Source organism: Pseudomonas sp. BS3782 TE3695, assembly GCF_050435305.1.
Lineage (GTDB): Bacteria > Pseudomonadota > Gammaproteobacteria > Pseudomonadales > Pseudomonadaceae > Aquipseudomonas.
Map to the genome: position 1 here is coordinate 5,375,151 of NZ_JBNDKB010000001.1, position 15,368 is coordinate 5,390,518.

At 58.7% G+C, this 15,368-nt stretch carries 18 protein-coding genes; 11 read left to right on the forward strand and 7 right to left on the reverse strand.

The genetic code is table 11. The features are described 5' to 3' along the window. The first annotated feature begins 66 nt into the window (after window positions 1-66). From phhA to ABH909_RS24260, 6 genes are all read left to right on the forward strand, one after another. Window positions 67-852, forward strand: coding sequence for a phenylalanine 4-monooxygenase (gene phhA / locus ABH909_RS24235; protein WP_429437911.1), 786 nt, complete (start codon window positions 67-69; stop codon window positions 850-852). A 105-nt stretch (window positions 853-957) separates the two neighbouring features. Beyond that, window positions 958-1,314, forward strand: a complete 357-nt coding sequence (locus ABH909_RS24240) for a 4a-hydroxytetrahydrobiopterin dehydratase (RefSeq protein WP_429437914.1) — start codon at window positions 958-960, stop codon at window positions 1,312-1,314. Beyond that, entirely contained in the window at window positions 1,314-2,507 is a 1,194-nt protein-coding gene (locus ABH909_RS24245; protein ID WP_429437917.1) for an amino acid aminotransferase, read from the forward strand. Before ABH909_RS24240 ends, ABH909_RS24245 begins: the two co-directional genes overlap by 1 nt. 282 nt (window positions 2,508-2,789) lie before the next feature. Then, window positions 2,790-2,921, forward strand: coding sequence for a hypothetical protein (locus ABH909_RS24250; RefSeq protein ID WP_256348506.1), 132 nt, complete (start codon window positions 2,790-2,792; stop codon window positions 2,919-2,921). A 75-nt stretch (window positions 2,922-2,996) separates the two neighbouring features. Beyond that, window positions 2,997-3,179: a hypothetical protein gene (locus ABH909_RS24255; RefSeq protein ID WP_429437920.1), complete on the forward strand. Its 183-nt coding sequence runs from the start codon at window positions 2,997-2,999 to the stop codon at window positions 3,177-3,179. A 104-nt stretch (window positions 3,180-3,283) separates the two neighbouring features. Then, window positions 3,284-4,483: an MFS transporter gene (locus tag ABH909_RS24260; RefSeq protein WP_429437922.1), complete on the forward strand. Its 1,200-nt coding sequence runs from the start codon at window positions 3,284-3,286 to the stop codon at window positions 4,481-4,483. Here ABH909_RS24260 and arfB read toward each other — a convergent pair. Beyond that, window positions 4,480-4,893, reverse strand: coding sequence for an alternative ribosome rescue aminoacyl-tRNA hydrolase ArfB (arfB, locus tag ABH909_RS24265; RefSeq protein ID WP_429437925.1), 414 nt, complete (start codon window positions 4,891-4,893; stop codon window positions 4,480-4,482). The genes ABH909_RS24260 and arfB overlap by 4 nt on opposite strands. 281 nt (window positions 4,894-5,174) lie before the next feature. Continuing rightward, the gene (locus tag ABH909_RS24270; RefSeq protein WP_429437927.1) at window positions 5,175-6,596 is read right to left on the reverse strand and encodes an amino acid permease; all 1,422 of its coding nucleotides are present in this window, start codon (window positions 6,594-6,596) and stop codon (window positions 5,175-5,177) included. Between the two features lie 931 nt (window positions 6,597-7,527). On the opposite strand from ABH909_RS24270, the gene ABH909_RS24275 reads away from it, so the two are divergent. Together ABH909_RS24275 and ABH909_RS24280 are read left to right on the forward strand one after the other, a co-directional pair. Then, complete coding sequence (locus ABH909_RS24275; protein WP_007902483.1) at window positions 7,528-7,665, forward strand: hypothetical protein; 138 nt, start codon at window positions 7,528-7,530, stop codon at window positions 7,663-7,665. 67 nt (window positions 7,666-7,732) lie between these two features. Next, window positions 7,733-8,698: a leucyl aminopeptidase gene (locus ABH909_RS24280; RefSeq protein WP_429437930.1), complete on the forward strand. Its 966-nt coding sequence runs from the start codon at window positions 7,733-7,735 to the stop codon at window positions 8,696-8,698. A gap of 232 nt (window positions 8,699-8,930) precedes the next feature. Here ABH909_RS24280 and rluB read toward each other — a convergent pair whose 3' ends face one another. From rluB to ABH909_RS24305, 5 genes are all read right to left on the reverse strand, one after another. Continuing rightward, window positions 8,931-10,196: a 23S rRNA pseudouridine(2605) synthase RluB gene (rluB, locus tag ABH909_RS24285; RefSeq protein WP_429437932.1), complete on the reverse strand. Its 1,266-nt coding sequence runs from the start codon at window positions 10,194-10,196 to the stop codon at window positions 8,931-8,933. Between the two features lie 297 nt (window positions 10,197-10,493). Beyond that, window positions 10,494-11,522 (reverse strand): SMC-Scp complex subunit ScpB, encoded by a 1,029-nt coding sequence (gene scpB, locus ABH909_RS24290; RefSeq protein ID WP_429437934.1) that lies wholly within the window; start codon window positions 11,520-11,522, stop codon window positions 10,494-10,496. An 11-nt stretch (window positions 11,523-11,533) separates the two neighbouring features. Then, window positions 11,534-12,232: a segregation and condensation protein A gene (locus ABH909_RS24295; RefSeq protein ID WP_429440088.1), complete on the reverse strand. Its 699-nt coding sequence runs from the start codon at window positions 12,230-12,232 to the stop codon at window positions 11,534-11,536. 120 nt (window positions 12,233-12,352) lie between these two features. Continuing rightward, window positions 12,353-12,982, reverse strand: a complete 630-nt coding sequence (locus tag ABH909_RS24300) for an L-threonylcarbamoyladenylate synthase (RefSeq protein ID WP_429437936.1) — start codon at window positions 12,980-12,982, stop codon at window positions 12,353-12,355. A 13-nt stretch (window positions 12,983-12,995) separates the two neighbouring features. Then, window positions 12,996-13,859: a PHP domain-containing protein gene (locus ABH909_RS24305; RefSeq protein ID WP_429437938.1), complete on the reverse strand. Its 864-nt coding sequence runs from the start codon at window positions 13,857-13,859 to the stop codon at window positions 12,996-12,998. 87 nt (window positions 13,860-13,946) lie between these two features. On the opposite strand from ABH909_RS24305, the gene ABH909_RS24310 reads away from it, so the two are divergent. The 3 genes from ABH909_RS24310 to ABH909_RS24320 all read left to right on the forward strand — a co-directional run bounded on the left by ABH909_RS24310 (window position 13,947) and on the right by ABH909_RS24320 (window position 15,365). Further along, window positions 13,947-14,543, forward strand: coding sequence for a septation protein A (locus tag ABH909_RS24310; RefSeq protein WP_429437940.1), 597 nt, complete (start codon window positions 13,947-13,949; stop codon window positions 14,541-14,543). A gap of 1 nt (window position 14,544) precedes the next feature. After that, complete coding sequence (locus tag ABH909_RS24315; protein ID WP_429437942.1) at window positions 14,545-14,844, forward strand: YciI family protein; 300 nt, start codon at window positions 14,545-14,547, stop codon at window positions 14,842-14,844. A gap of 110 nt (window positions 14,845-14,954) precedes the next feature. Next, on the forward strand, window positions 14,955-15,365 hold the full coding sequence (locus ABH909_RS24320) for a translation initiation factor 2 (protein ID WP_095634423.1): 411 nt from the start codon (window positions 14,955-14,957) through the stop codon (window positions 15,363-15,365). Window positions 15,366-15,368: the final 3 nt, after the last annotated feature.

The following is a 15,368-nucleotide window of genomic DNA, read 5'->3' on the forward strand; positions in this document are numbered from 1 at the left end:
CTTGGGGTATTTCTAGGTCCATAGCTGTACACACAACAAGAACGAATCCCCTAGCAGGAGAGCAGCATGAAGCAGACGCAATACGTGGCTCGTGAGCCCGATGCGCAAGGTTTTATCGACTACACCGCCGAAGAACACGCGGTGTGGAACACGCTGATCACTCGCCAACTGAAAGTGGTCGAGGGCCGTGCGTGCCAGGAATACCTGGACGGTATCGAAAAACTCGGTCTGCCCCACGACCGCATTCCGCAACTCGGTGAAATCAACAAGGTCCTCGGTGAAACCACCGGTTGGCAGGTTGCCCGAGTCCCCGCACTGATTCCCTTCCAGACCTTTTTCGAATTGCTGGCGAACAAGCAGTTCCCGGTGGCGACGTTTATTCGTACCCGCGAAGAGCTGGATTACCTGCAAGAGCCGGACATTTTCCACGAGATCTTTGGCCACTGCCCGCTGCTGACCAACCCCTGGTTTGCCGAATTCACCCACACCTACGGCAAACTCGGCCTACAGGCTTCCAAGGAAGAACGGGTGTACCTGGCGCGCCTGTACTGGATGACCATCGAGTTCGGCCTGGTCGACACGCCGCAAGGCCTGCGCATCTATGGTGGCGGCATTCTGTCCTCGCCCAAAGAAACCGTTTACTGCTTGTCGAACGAGCCTGAGCACCAAGCCTTCGACCCGCTGGAATGCATGCGCACGCCGTACCGCATCGACATCTTGCAACCGCTGTATTTTGTCCTGCCGAACCTCAAGCGCCTGTTCGACCTGGCCCACGAAGACATCATGGGCATGGTCAAGCAAGGTATGCAGCTGGGGTTGCATGCGCCGAAATTTCCGCCAAAAGCCGCGTGACCCGCGCCTTTTGGCATCAAGTGAGTCTGTTACGGATCGCCGCTTTGCTTTAGCGTGATCCCACTGACGACCGTTTTTCAAAACACTCGATTTCAGGAACACATCATGTCCACATTGAACCAAGCCCATTGCGAAGCCTGCCGCGCCGACGCCCCACAGGTCAGCGACGAAGAACTGCCGATCCTGATCAAGCAGATCCCTGACTGGAACATCGAAGTCCGCGACGCGGTGATGCAGCTGGAAAAAGTTTTCCTGTTCAAGAACTTCAAACACGCACTGGCGTTCACTAACGCCGTCGGTGAAATCTCCGAGGCCGAAGGTCACCATCCAGGCCTGCTCACCGAGTGGGGCAAAGTCACCGTGACCTGGTGGAGCCACTCCATCAAAGGCCTGCACCGCAACGACTTCATCATGGCCGCGCGCACTGACGAAGTGGCGAAGAACGCCGAGGGCCGCAAATAATGCATTTCGACGCCATCGGCCGAGTGCCCGGCGACCCGATTCTCGGCCTGATGGAGGCCTATGCGCTGGACCCTAACCCGCGCAAATTCGACCTTGGCGTGGGTGTCTACAAAGACGCCCAGGGCCAGACGCCAATTCCCGAAGCGGTGAAGCTCGCCGAGCAACACCTGGTGGATCGTCAATCCACCAAAACCTACATCGGCGGCCACGGCAATGTAGCGTTCGGCAAAGTCATCAACGAATTGGTGCTTGGTGCGGATTCGGCGTTGATCGCCGAACAACGGGCCGGCGTCACTCAGACGCCGGGCGGCACTGGCGCGTTGCGTTTAAGCGCCGACTTCATCGCCCAATGCCTGCCGGGCCGTGGCGTGTGGTTGAGCAACCCGACCTGGCCGATCCACGAAACCATTTTCGCGGCGGCCGGGGTCAAGGTCAGTCATTACCCATACGTGGGCAGCGACAACCGTCTCGATGTGGAAGCGATGCTGGCGGTGCTCAATGAAGCCCCCAAGGGCGACGTGGTTCTGCTGCATGCCTGCTGCCACAACCCGACCGGTTTCGATCTGTCCCATGACGACTGGCGTCGTGTGCTGGACGTGGTGCGCAGTCGCGATTTACTGCCACTGATAGACTTCGCTTATCAGGGTTTCGGTGACGGCCTGGAGCAGGATGCCTGGTCGACCCGACTGTTCGCCGCCGAGTTGCCGGAAGTGCTGATTACCAGTTCCTGCTCGAAGAACTTCGGCCTGTACCGCGACCGCACCGGCGCGCTGATCGTCTGCGCGAAAACCGCCGACAAGCTGGTGGATATCCGCAGCCAACTGGCCAACATCGCCCGTAACCTGTGGTCGACGCCACCGGATCATGGCGCCGCCGTGGTCGCGACCATCCTCGGCGATCCAGAGCTGAAAAGCCGCTGGGCCGACGAAGTGGAAGCGATGCGCTTGCGTATCGCCCAGTTGCGCAGCGGTCTGGTCGAAGCGCTTGAACCCCATGGCTTGCGCGAGCGATTTGCGCACATCGGCGTGCAACGCGGGATGTTTTCCTACACCGGTTTGTCGCCGGAGCAGGTTAAACAGCTACGCGAGCATCACAGTGTGTACATGGTGAGCTCGGGCCGGGCTAATGTGGCGGGGATTGATGCAACGCGCCTGGACTTGCTGGCCGAAGCTATCGCCGACGTCTGCAAATAAATATCAGACACTACACATCCCCTGTGGGAGCGGGCTTGCTCGCGAAAGCGGTGTGTCAGGCAACGATGATGTTGACTGACACTCCGTCTTCGCGAGCAAGCCCGCTCCCACACTTGAATGTGTGTCGCCCCCTCTTGCTGACCTGTCTAGACAATCCCATCCGTCGCAACAAATGGATATAAAAGTCTATTTGTCATTTCTCCTGCTGTATCCTGCGCAGGCTTTTTTTTTAAAAGCGCGGATCTACCAGATCTATCAACAGACTTAGCGAGGAGCGCGAACATGCACGAGATCCCTAATCTCCCCTTCCCAAGCCTGCACGAAACTGAGCAGACAACCACGCAACAAGCCGGTGCCCAACAGCCCGAAATGAAAGAAGCACCTGAACGCCGCCAGGCCGACAGCGAAGACTGATACACCTGCAATGCCAGACCGTGTGGAAAGCGCTAACATGCGCTTTCCACACTGCCTGAACCGCGAGCCCGCACCATGAGCGATGATTTCACTGAAGCCCAGGCCAGCGTCCTGATCGGCACCGCCGAGAAGATGATCGAGATCTGGAACCGCCTTTCCCCCGAGAAACAAGCCGCGTTGCTGGCCCGCTTCGGCAGCGAAGAAAACGCGCTGGCCGCCCTGGTCACGACGCAACTGATTGCCCCCGCCAACACCTGATTCATCCCCATGCGGCAAATAGTTTTACTTTTACACGTCCCTCGACCGTCCACACCGCTATCATAAGCAGCCTATCTATCCTGCTGCCCCGTGGACCTTTACCCATGCCAGAAACCCAGCGCCCCATGGCGGTCACGCTGCAAGTCATTTCCATCGTCCTGTTTACGTTCATCGGTTACCTGAATATCGGCATTCCCCTGGCCGTGTTGCCTGGCTACGTTCACAGCGACCTCGGTTTCGGCGCCGTGATCGCCGGGCTGGTGATCAGCGTGCAATACCTGGCCACCCTGCTCAGCCGCCCTTACGCCGGGCGCATCATCGATAACAAGGGCAGTAAACTGGCGGTGATGTACGGCCTCGCCGGCTGCGGTTTGAGCGGTGTATTCATGTTGATTTCGGCCTGGACGCAAAGCCTGCCGACGTTAAGCCTGATCAGCCTGTTGATCGGCCGTTTGGTACTCGGCAGCGCGGAAAGCCTGGTGGGTTCCGGTTCGATCGGCTGGGGCATCGGCCGGGTCGGCGCGGCGAATACCGCCAAAGTCATCTCCTGGAACGGCATCGCCAGTTACGGCGCGCTGGCGGTCGGCGCGCCGCTGGGGGTGCTGCTGGTGAATCAACTGGGTTTATGGAGCATGGGCGTGAGCATCGTGCTGTTGGCCGTTCTGGGCTTGGCGCTGGCCTGGCCAAAAACCGCCGCACCGATCGTTGTTGGCGAACGCCTGCCGTTCATGCACGTGCTGGGGCGGGTGTTTCCTCACGGTTGCGGTCTGGCCTTGGGTTCCATCGGCTTTGGCACCATCGCTACATTCATCACCCTGTATTACGCCACTCAGCACTGGTCCAACGCGGTGCTGTGCCTGAGCCTGTTCGGCGCCAGTTTTATCGGTGCGCGATTGTTGTTCGGTAATCTGATCAATCGCCTCGGCGGCTTTCGCGTGGCGATTGCCTGCTTGTCGGTGGAAACCCTCGGGTTGTTGCTGCTGTGGCTGGCACCCGATGCTCATTGGGCACTGGCCGGCGCGGCGCTAAGCGGTTTCGGTTTTTCGCTGGTGTTCCCGGCCTTGGGCGTGGAAGCGGTCAACCTGGTGCCCGCCTCCAGCCGTGGCGCGGCAGTCGGGGCGTATTCGTTGTTCATCGATTTGTCGCTGGGGATCACCGGACCGCTGGCGGGTGCGATTGCTGCAGGGTTTGGTTTTGCCTCGATCTTCCTGTTTGCCGCCCTCGCCGCTTTGAGCGGATTGATACTAAGCGTTTACTTGTACCGGCAGGCGCCAAAGTATCGTGAAGAAAGAGAAGCGCGTTAAAAGTCGACCTTTCCGCGCCCAGCCTTGATGCTGCCGCGCTTGGTCTTTGATTCGAGCCGACGCTTTTTCGAACCGAGTGTCGGTTTGGTCGGACGGCGCTTCTTCTCGACCTTGGTGGCACTGAGGATCAACTCGGTCAGACGCTCCAGCGCATCGGCGCGGTTGGCTTCCTGCGTGCGGTATTGCTGGGCCTTGATGATCAACACGCCGTCGCTGGTGATGCGACTGTCGCGCAGCGCCAGCAGCCGCTCCTTGTAGAACTCGGGCAAGGACGAGGCCGGAATGTCGAAGCGCAGGTGCACGGCGCTGGAAACCTTGTTGACGTTCTGCCCACCGGCACCCTGGGCGCGAATGGCCGTCAACTCGATCTCGGCATCCGGCAGATGCACATTGTTGGTAATCACCAGCATGGAAAAAGCTTCCGGTATCAGGGTGTTCAGGATACCGCGAATGATGGATTGACTGGGCCGACCCTTTCGCGGACATGTATGGAATGTTCGCCACACAGAGGACCAAATGTGGGAGCGGGCTTGCTCGCGAAAGCGGTGTGTCAGGCAATATTAATGTCGACTGATACTCCGCTTTCGCGAGCAAGCCCGCTCCCACAAGGGGCCGTGCAAGTTCAAAGTTTTTTGCATCGCCCACAAAAAACCCGGCACATGGCCGGGTTTGTTGTTTCTGCGCTTTGCACTTACTTGGCAGCGGAACCCGCGGCCAGCAACGCCTGCTGCGCACTGCGCTTGTTCTTGATGCCGTAGCAGATCCACATGAAGACGACCCACACCGGAATCGCATACACCGAGATCTGGATGCCCGGGATCAGCAGCATCACGCCAAGGATGAACACCACGAACGCCAGGCAAACATAGTTGCCGTACGGGTACCACAGGGCCTTGAACAGCGGTGTCTGTTTGGTCTTGTCCATGTGCTGACGGAACTTGAAGTGCGAGAAGCTGATCATCGCCCAGTTGATCACCAGGGTGGCCACCACCAACGACATCAACAGTTCCAGCGCATGTTGCGGAACCAGGTAGTTAAGCAGCACCGCGACCAGAGTCACGGCGGCTGACGCCAGAATCGAACGCACCGGTACGCCACGCTTGTCGATCTTCGACAGAGCCTTCGGCGCATCGCCCTGCTCGGCCATGCCCAGCAGCATACGGCTGTTGCAGTAGGTGCCGCTGTTGTACACCGACAGCGCCGCGGTCAGGACCACGAAGTTGAGGATGTGCGCGGCGGTGTCGCTGCCCAGCATCGAGAACACTTGCACGAACGGGCTGCCGCTGTAGGCATCGCCGGACGCGTTCAGCGTCGTCAGCAGGCTGTCCCACGGCGTCAGCGACAGCAGGACCACCAGTGCACCGATGTAGAAAATCAAAATCCGGTAGATCACCTGATTGATCGCCTTCGGGATCACGGTTTTCGGTTTGTCGGCTTCGGCGGCAGTGAAACCGAGCATTTCCAGGCCGCCAAAGGAGAACATGATGATCGCCATGGCCATCACCAGACCACTGACGCCGTTCGGGAAGAAGCCGCCGTGTTCCCACAGGTTGGTCACCGAGGCTTGTGGGCCGCCGTCGCCGCTGACCAGCAGGTAGCTGCCGAGTGCAATCATGCCGACGATGGCCACGACTTTGATGATCGCGAACCAGAACTCCGCCTCACCAAAGACTTTGACGTTGGCCAGGTTGATCAGGTTGATCAATACAAAGAACCCGGCTGCCGAGACCCAGGTCGGGATATCCGGCGCCCAGTAATGGATGTATTTGCCGACCGCGGTCAGCTCGGACATGCCCACCAGGATGTACAGGATCCAGCAGTTCCAGCCCGACAGGAAGCCGGCAAAACCGCCCCAGTATTTGTGGGCGAAGTGGCTGAAGGAACCGGCGACTGGCTCTTCGACGATCATTTCACCCAGTTGGCGCATGATCATGAAAGCGATGAAGCCGCAGATGGCGTAGCCGAGAATCATCGACGGGCCGGCGGATTTGAGCACGCCGGCCGAGCCAAGGAACAACCCGGTGCCGATCGCGCCACCGAGGGCGATCAGTTGAATATGGCGATTTTTCAGGCCGCGTTTCAGCTCGCCTGAATGCGAGTTTTGTCCACTCATGAAAAGGGTCTCACGCAAGGTTTGATGATGTTCAGTAGACGTTGCTGCTCAGTTGCGATTTCAAGCAGCGCCGATCAAACCCCAGCGCAGGCACCAGGAGTTCAGCGTTTTTACGACAGTCATGCGTCACCTGTTTGTTTTTATCTGTGACGAAATCGAACCCGACACGCTCGTGACGCGGCGGAGTGAACAAAGCGAGTAGCCTTGAGGTTTGCGCTGTTGCGCAGAGGGTCACAGTTAAAACGCGGCGCATTGTACACCTGTAACCCCCTGCTGCCAGACACCGCTGGATCAGCGCGTCGGTTGCCGGGATTGCCTGTGTCCGCCTCGAGGGTCTCGGGCGACTGCAAAAATTGAGTCAGACCTTTGCAGGTCATCGATAAGGGCAGCAGAAAAAGCGCCCTTGGGGGAGAGATGGAGATGAGTCACGGCGTACATTGCGCCTCCTTCTTGTTATGCACCTGCACGACAGGCATGGGGCGCATCTCACCCTTCATACGCTGCTGAAACAAGCGCGCCAGAGCCCTTGAAGACCACGAACTCGCCGACTGACGGAAGGTTTTCCTTACAGACCTTTCCCTCGCGGCATTCCACGGGGTTTGAGAGCGCTTTTCGTAAGGTTTTATTGACAAGGCGTAACGTAAATTTTCCAAATCAGATCCATAAGCCCATTGACTGTAAATTGACGATAGGAAGCTTCCTAAGTAAATACCCGACTTAGTTTTCTGTTTTTTATTAAGAAAAATGGCTTTCGAAAAACGGAATAAATAGTTCAAATGAAAATTGTTTAATTATTTTTTTGCATTCCAAAACCCTGTGAACTAGGTTTTCAGCGACTTGCCGAACTGCATCGACCGGCAGGTTGATGTGCTCTTCAACGAGTGAAAAGCACGTCGCTGTTCTTACCTAAAAGTCATCTAGGAGATTCACCATGCAAGCACTGGACAAAGACTTGGACACTGAACTGCAACTGGACGATTGGTTTGAAGCACCGACCCATGATGCCGCCGTCGACATGATGCAAGCCGACGCGGTTGTTCCGTTCGGCACCGCGATGTGGCCTCTGTAAGACATCACGGCAGGCACGATCCGGCCGGTCGCGCCTGCCACTTTTTCGGTTTGTCAGGGAGGACTACATGGATAAGCAACGCGCCATCTCGCATTTCCTTTACTACCTCGAACATCACCCTGCCATTGCCGGTATCAATCCGGCGAAGGTCTTGCTCGGCCATACCGCTGATTACGAGGCACACACTCGCGCCATCGTCGAACAGGCCGGTAACAGCTCACGGTTCAGCTTCAGCGCGATGCGTCTGGACCTCGAACCCACCGAATTGCTGACCCAGGCAATTGCCGACAACGATCTGTACATTTTCTTCTACGACTCTTCCACCCTGCCCAACCCGCGTCCCGACGGCCCGGAATTTGTTCGCGCGCTGCAAGGCGTGATGACGCAGAACTGGAAGAAGTCATTGCTGTTCAAGGATTACGGCGATTACTTCTACGACACTTTCAGTGTCACCCCGCAGCGAATTGCCGGGTTGAACAGCCACTTGATCCAGCGGATGTCCCACGCCACCACCCTGAGTTTCAAAGATGAGCATGGGTCGTGGTTCGAAACACCCTTGAGCAGTATCAAGAAGTGGACCGACATCAACGGTATCGGCAACTTCGACCTGGCGCCCGGTGAGATCGCTACTCATAGCGAGGCCATTAATGGACGGGTGAAGTTTATGGGGACTTTCCTCAGTACGATTCCGTTTGCCCGCAAGTACGGCGTATTGGCGTCACCGCTGGAGTTATGGATCGAGAATTCCACCATCAGCAAAATCGCCACCGACGTGCCGGGGCTGGCACATGACTTCAACAAGTACCTGGATGCCAATCCGTCCAATCGACGAATCGAGGAATTGGGGATCGGCACCAATGAAGGCGTGAAAGATTTGTATGCGCGCAATGCCGGCTTCGAGGAGCGCCATTGCGGCTTGCACCTGGGGTTGGGCGGAGGCGCCAAGGGTAGCCATCATCTGGACCTGATCTTCTCCAGTGGCGTGTTGGCGCTGGATGATGACCCGGTGTTTGATCGGCGGTTTGTGTTTTAAGCAACGCCTGACCCTGTGGCGAGGGAGCTTGCTCCCGCTCGGCTGCGCAGCAGCCACAAAACCTGCCGACGCGGTTTACCAGACATAACGAGGTGAATGGTTCTGGGGCCGCTTCGCGACCCAGCGGGAGCAAGCTCCCTCGCCACAGGTTCACCTGCTTTCTGAAACCGGTTTACCAGCCCAAAAAAAACGCCATCCCGAGGGATGGCGTTTTTCATGCAGCGCTTACCGATTACTCAGGCTTGCGACGACCGAAGCCCGGGCGCTGGCCGGAACCGGCTGGCGCGCCGCGGCGTTTGCCCGATGGCGCGTCACGGTCGACCAGTACGATGCCTGGGCGTTTCTTCGGTGCCGGCTTGGCCGGGCGCTTGGTGTCGGCCGGGCGCTCTGCCACAGGCGTACCACGACCGGCAGGCGCGCCGCGATCGCTACGACCACCGGACGGAGCGCCACGGCCTTCGCCACGCTCAGTGCGACCGTTGGCCGGACGCGGAGTGCGTGGACCGCGCTCGCCATCCTGACGTGGCGCCGGCTTGCGGGCCGGCCGCTCGCCTTCGATCTGTGGCTCGCGGGATTCACGCGGGCTGACAGCGGTCGAACCCGCGGCTGGACGCAGGGTCCGCACGCGTTCGGTCTTGCCCACCGGACGGGACGATTTGCGCTGCATACGCTCAAGCTTGTCTTTGCTCTTGGCGTTCATTTGCGGCATCGCCACCGGAGTCAGGCCGACTTCGGCACTGAGAATGTCGACTTCGTACTGGCTCATTTCGCGCCAGCGGCCCATCGGCAAGTCAGAGTTGAGAAACACCGGACCGAAACGCACGCGCTTCAGGCGGCTGACCACCAAGCCCTGGGATTCCCACAGTCGACGGACTTCGCGGTTACGACCTTCCATCACCACGCAGTGGTACCAGTGGTTGAAACCTTCGCCACCCGGAGCCTGTTTGATGTCGGTGAACTTGGCCGGGCCGTCTTCGAGCACCACGCCTGCTTTCAGGCGTTCAATCATCTCGTCGTCGACTTCGCCACGTACACGTACCGCGTATTCACGGTCCATTTCGTAGGAGGGGTGCATCAGGCGGTTGGCCAATTCACCGTCGGTAGTGAACATCAGCAAACCGGTGGTATTGATGTCCAGACGACCGATGTTGATCCAGCGACCTTCTTTGGGGCGCGGCATCTTGTCGAACACGGTCGGACGACCTTCAGGGTCGTTACGGGTGCAGATTTCACCGTCGGGCTTGTTGTACATGATCACGCGACGTACCGACTCGGCGGCTTCTTCGCGCTTGATCACACGGCCATCGATGGTGATGGCGTCATGCAGGTCGACGCGCTGGCCGAGGGTGGCGTCTTTGCCATTGACCTTGATGCGGCCATGGCTGATCCAGGCTTCTACGTCACGGCGCGAGCCGACGCCGATACGGGCGAGGACTTTCTGCAGCTTTTCGCCTGCAGGGCCGATTTCCTGGTCGTCTTTCTGGTCGTTGATACTCATCTGGGCACCTCCCGGTGTGGTCTGTTCAGGCTTTTGCCTGAAGATGTGAAAGCTGGTCGTTTGACGAAGATCGCCAAAGGGTCGCGAATCATACGCTCATGGAGACGTTCGCGCATCAGAGACTAGCTGATCATTGAAGACCTACTTGATTTTCCGCCGACCGGTGGCGTCAATTTCGAATTCAATAGAGAACCAATGTGGGAGCGGGCTTGCTCGCGAAAGCGGTGTATCAGGCAACACAGACGTCGACTGACACTCCCCCTTCGCGAGCAAGCCCGCTCCCACATTGGGTTCGTGTCAGTCTTCGAGTAGGCGGCGTTCGCTTTCGATCGCTTCGGCGAGGGCCTTGGCTTCGGCTTCTTCGTCAGTCAGCTCGGGCTCGGGTTTCGATTGTTCGAGAGCGGCAACGGCGGCCAGGAGCTTTTCGCGAGCTTCGGCAACGCCAAGAATGTCATCTTCCTGTTCTGGTTCTGGTTGGGCTTCGTCTTCGTCTTCGTCTTCGTCTTCGTCTTCGTCTTCGTCTTCGTCTTCGTCTTCAGCTTCGACCTGAGGTTCAACTTCGACTTCAGGCTTAGGCTCTGCCGACTCCCCTTCAGTCTCGGTCACCGCCCCATCGCGCAGCAAATCGTCGAAGTCGGTCTTGAGCCCCTCTTCCATGGTGTCCAGTTCCAGCAACAGTGTGTGGAAACTGGTTTCTTCCTTGGGCTCCTCCGGCTCAGCGCTGGCATCGGCCAGTTCCTGCAAACCTTGCGGAACCGGAGCGTCGTCGAAATCGAGCACAGGATCAGGTTCCAGCTCACGCAGTTCGGCGAGCGGTGGCAGGTCGTCGAGGTTTTTCAGGTTGAAGTGATCGAGAAACGCCTTAGTGGTGGCGAACATCGCCGGTTTGCCGGGTACGTCGCGATAACCGACGATGCGGATCCACTCACGCTCCAGCAGGGTTTTCACGATGTGGCTGTTGACGGCCACGCCGCGCACGTCTTCGATCTCGCCTCGGGTGATCGGCTGGCGATAGGCGATCAGGGCCATGGTTTCGAGCATGGCGCGGGAATAGCGTTGCGGCCGCTCTTCCCACAAACGCCCGACCCACGGCGCGAACTTTTCGCGGATTTGCAGGCGATACCCGGAGGCGACTTCCTTCAGCTCGAAAGCACGGCCGTCGCAGGATTTGGCCAGAATCGTCAGCGCTTTCTTGAATACAGGGGGCTCGGGGCGCTCGCCTTCTTCGAACAGTTCGAACAGGCGTTCAAGCGATTGCGGTTTTCCCGAGGCCAACAGAAAGGCTTCGAGCAGTGGCGCCAGCTCGCGGGGTTCAGTCAGGTTCATGATTCAACTCGTTATTCGGCTCGGGCCCGGACATGGATCGCCGCGAACGGCTCATTCTGCACCAGCTCGACCAAGGATTCCTTGACCAGTTCGAGGATCGCCATAAAGGTCACCACCACCCCCAGGCGCCCTTCTTCAGCGGTGAACAGCTCGACAAAGGGTACAAAACCGCCACCCTTGAGCCGTTCCAGTACATCGCTCATGCGCTCGCGAGTGGACAGCGCTTCACGGCTGACCTGGTGGCTTTCGAACATGTCGCCACGGCGCAGGACCTCGGCCATGGACATCAGCAATTCTTCCAGGCTTACATCCGGCAACAGTTTGCGCGCCCGCGCTTGCGGGGCATCGAGCTTGGGCACCACCACGTCGCGGCCGACGCGGCTCAGACCATCGATGCCTTCGGCCGCAGCCTTGAAGCGTTCGTACTCCTGCAAGCGGCGAATCAGCTCGGCGCGAGGATCGTCCTCTTCGTCTTCGATCGTCTCGGCACGGGGCAACAGCATCCGCGACTTGATCTCGGCGAGCATCGCGGCCATCACCAGGTACTCGGCGGCCAGCTCCAGGCGCACCGACTGCATCAACTCGACATAGCCCATGTACTGACGGGTGATTTCCGCCACCGGGATGTCGAGGATGTTGATGTTCTGTTTGCGGATCAGGTACAGCAGCAAGTCGAGCGGGCCTTCGAAGGCCTCAAGAAAGACCTCCAGCGCATCCGGCGGGATGTACAGGTCCAGCGGCATTTCCATGACTGCCTGGCCATAGACCATGGCGAAAGGCAGTTCTTGCTGGGCACCGGTCTGGCTGTCGACGGGTTCTACTGCAGACATCTAGGCCTCGGCCATGAAAGGCGCAGGGTCGCCGCAACCGACACGCAGAACTTCCGGTTCGCCGTCGGCGAGGCTGATCACGGTGGATGCCTTGATCCCGCCGAAACCGCCGTCGATGATCAGGTCCACCTGATGCTCAAGCAACTGACGCATCTCATAGGGATCGGTCAGCGGATCGGTGTCGCCGGGCATGATCAGGGTCACGCTCATCAGCGGCTCGCCGAGTTGCTCCAGCAGCGCCAGGGCAATCGGATGGCTCGGTACACGCAGGCCGATGGTACGTTTTTTCGGGTGCAGCAACAGCCGCGGGACTTCGCGGGTGGCGTTAAGAATGAAGGTGTAAGGGCCAGGCAAGTGAGCCTTGAGCACACGGAAGGTGCCGGTATCGATCTTGGCAAACAACCCCAACTGCGACAGGTCGCTGCAGATCAGCGCGAAGTTGTGCTTGTCATCCAGCTGACGCAGCCGACGCACGCGCTCCACGGCGTTTTTGTCGCCGATCTGGCAACCAATGGCGTAGGAAGAGTCTGTGGGATAAATCACCACCCCGCCGTTGCGGATGATCTCGACAGCCTGTTTGATCAGGCGCGGTTGCGGGTTTTCCGGATGAATCTGGAAAAATTGACTCACATTCTCTACCTGTTCAGACGACGGCAATAATTGGGTCATGTTTGAATCGACACCACAGTGGTGGCAGATCCTCCGGGATCGGGCGGTATTCACCGATCTCGGACCAGCCTCCAGGGCCATGAAAATCACTGCCGGCACTGACCAGCAGACCAAACTCGCGGGCTAGAATCGCCAAACTGCCCACCTGTTCGGCGGGCTGATGGCCATTGACCACTTCAATCGCGTGGCCCCCTGCTTGAATATAGTCGGCAATCAGGCGGCGACGCTTGCTGCGAGTGAAATCGTAGTGCCAGGGATGCGCCAGACTGACCCAGGCACCCGCGGCGCGCAGGGTTGCGACGGTGTCTTCCAGGGTCGGCCAGTGTTGTTTGACGTCGCCCAGTTTGCCGGCGCCCAGCCATTTGCGGAACGCTTCGGCGCGATCCTTGACGAAACCTTCACGCACCATCCAGTCGGCGAAGTGCGGACGGGCCGGCGCGTTACCGCTGTCGCCCAGCTCCTGTTGAATGGCCCGAGCGCCGTCGAGCGCCCCCGGCATGCCTTTCAACGCCAACTTGCGGCTTATTTCTTCGGACCGTAGCCAGCGGCCATCGTGCAATTTTGCAATGGCCTCGACCAACGGCGGCGCATTGACGTCGAAACCGTAGCCCAAAACGTGAATAGTCGCCCCGCCCCAGGTGCAGGACAATTCAACCCCATTGACCAGTTGCATCCCCAGCGCCGTCGCGGCGCTACGGGCCTCGTCGAGGCCTTCAAGGGTGTCGTGATCGGTCAAGGCCAGGACTCGCACGCCTTTCTCGAACGCACGCGCGACCAGTACCGCGGGCGCGAGGGCGCCGTCGGAAGCCGTGCTATGACAGTGCAAATCAACATTCACAGGACTGTGTAACCTCAAATCAGCTGACGCTATCGCGCGTCAATATGTTTGTTATTATGCCGCCACATCCTGCTTCTGGCTGCCACTGTGAAACAATTCATCGACTTCATCCCGCTTCTGCTGTTTTTCATCGCTTTCAAAATCGATCCTCAGGTCGTCGACATCGGCGGTTTTCAACTGTCTGTCGGTGGTATTTACAGCGCCACCGCCGTGCTGATCATCAGCTCCCTGGTGGTTTACGGCACGCTGTTCATCAAGCAGCGCACGCTGGAGAAGAGCCAGTGGCTTACCCTCATCGCCTGCCTGGTCTTCGGGAGCCTGACCTTGGCGTTCCACAGCGAGACGTTCCTGAAATGGAAAGCCCCGGTGGTCAACTGGCTGTTCGCCCTCGGGTTCATCGGCAGCCACTTCATCGGTGACCAACTGCTGATCAAACGCATCATGGGCCACGCACTGACCCTGCCAGAGCCGGTCTGGACCCGTCTGAACATCGCCTGGATCGGGTTTTTCCTGTTTTGCGGCGCCGCCAACCTGTTCGTTGCGTTCACCTTCCAGAGCTACTGGGTCGACTTCAAAGTCTTCGGCAGCCTGGGCATGACGTTGCTGTTCCTGGTCGCCCAGGGCATTTACCTGTCCCGCCACCTGCACGACGCCGATACCACCACGCCAAAAACCGAGGACTGACATGCTTTACGCAATCATTGCCACAGACGTTGCCAACTCTCTGCAAGCCCGCCTGGCCGCACGGCCTGCACACCTTGAGCGCCTGGAAGTGCTTAAAGATGAAGGTCGCATCGTATTGGCCGGCCCGCACCCGGCCGTCGACAGCAATGATCCGGGCGCGGCGGGTTTCACCGGCAGCCTTATCGTTGCCGAATTCGATTCCTTGAGCGCCGCCCAAGCCTGGGCCGACGCTGATCCGTACATAGCCGCAGGCGTCTACGCCAACGTTTTGGTCAAGCCGTTCAAGCAAGTCCTGCCTTAGTGCTCTGTTGCGCGATGAACCTTGTCGGTTCATCGCGCGTTCAATCGCTCATTATTCTCGTTTACCGGCCGACAACCTGCCCAATACCCGTATTGGAATCAGGAGTTGCGATGCGCAAAGGTCCGTTGTGTCTGATGTTGGTGACGTTGTCGATCATGGCGCCCGCCCACGGTGAAGAAAGCGTCGATGTTGGCAATTCCACGCCGCTGTCCTTGAGTGCCGGCAGCCAGATCACCGAGTTGCAGCAGCGCTTGAAAGCAAGCGAGCAGCAACGAGAAGCATTGAGCAAACAATTGCAAAATACCGATGGCGAACGCGAAAGCGCTCAGTTGAGCCGGTTGCGCCAAGAGAATCAGCGCCTGAAGCTGCAACTCAAGGAAATCCAGGCCAGCCCGCTGCCACGCCTGCTGACAGATCAGCAACAGTGGTTCGTGATTGGGGCCGGAGTAGCGCTATTGGCGCTGCTCTGCGGTATCTTCGCCAGTGGTGCACGTAGAAAACGTCGGCAATGGCTAAATTGAGTG